We start from the raw sequence: 835 nt of genomic DNA, 5'->3' as shown, positions 1-835 counted from the left end.
AGACCGGGCGCATCGGTCGCGGGTCTGGCGCTGCGCAACGGCGTCAATGCCAATCTGCTGCGTCACTGGATGAAGCTGGGTCATTGGCAATCGGGCACCCCGACGCTGTTACCCGTGACTGTTCTCGCACAGCAGCCCTGTGCCGATGTGATTGCGTCCACCCTTGCCCAACCCTCCACGGGGGCGGTGGAGATCGAACTGTGCGGCGCCGTCATCCGCCTGAGTGGTCAGGTCGATGCCGCACAACTGACGACGGTGCTGGCCGCGCTGCGCGCATGATCGGCTTGCCAGCGAACACGCGGGTGTGGATCGTGGCCGGACACACTGACATGCGCAAGGGCTTCGATGGTCTGGCCGCGATGGTGCAGACCGCGCTGAGCGAGAACCCGTTCAGTGGCCACGTCTTCGTCTTCCGCGGCCGGCGCGGCGACATTATCAAAGTGCTGTGGTTCGATGGCCAGGGCCTGCTGCTGCTGAGCAAGCGACTCGAACGCGGGCGCTTCGTCTGGCCCCAAGCCTCGGGCGGTGGCGTATCGCTGACACCGGCACAGCTGTCGATGCTGCTTGAAGGCATCGATTGGCGCATGCCAGCGCGCACGCATCGTCCGGAGCTGGCCGCGTAAAGCTGGCGTTGCGGGTCATTCCCGATGGAGCCGGGCTGGGGGTGAGGCACACTCCAGGCCGTGTCGACGCCCACCCCATCACAGCCGAGCCGCGAAGAATTGTTGCGCATCATCGAGGCGCGCGATAGCGAGGTGGCACTGCTCAAGCTGATGGTCGACAAGCTCAAGTTGCAACTGCTGCGCCGGGTTCGTTCCGAATTCTGTACATCCAG

Annotated in this window: 1 protein-coding gene and 1 pseudogene; both read left to right on the top strand. The window is 64.8% G+C overall.

Annotated features, from left to right (window positions below):
- Positions 1-279, top strand: a pseudogene (locus BN2503_RS21195) (IS66-like element accessory protein TnpA); the annotation flags it as partial.
- Positions 276-623: an IS66 family insertion sequence element accessory protein TnpB gene (gene tnpB / locus BN2503_RS19090; RefSeq protein WP_054257764.1), complete on the top strand. Its 348-nt coding sequence runs from the start codon at positions 276-278 to the stop codon at positions 621-623. The pseudogene BN2503_RS21195 and the gene tnpB, both read left to right, overlap by 4 nt.
- Positions 624-835 lie beyond the last annotated feature (212 nt).

Origin of the sequence: Paenacidovorax caeni, from assembly GCF_001298675.1 — a bacterium.
Classification (GTDB): domain Bacteria; phylum Pseudomonadota; class Gammaproteobacteria; order Burkholderiales; family Burkholderiaceae_C; genus Paenacidovorax; species Paenacidovorax caeni.
This window is presented reverse-complemented; position numbering and strand designations above follow the sequence as displayed.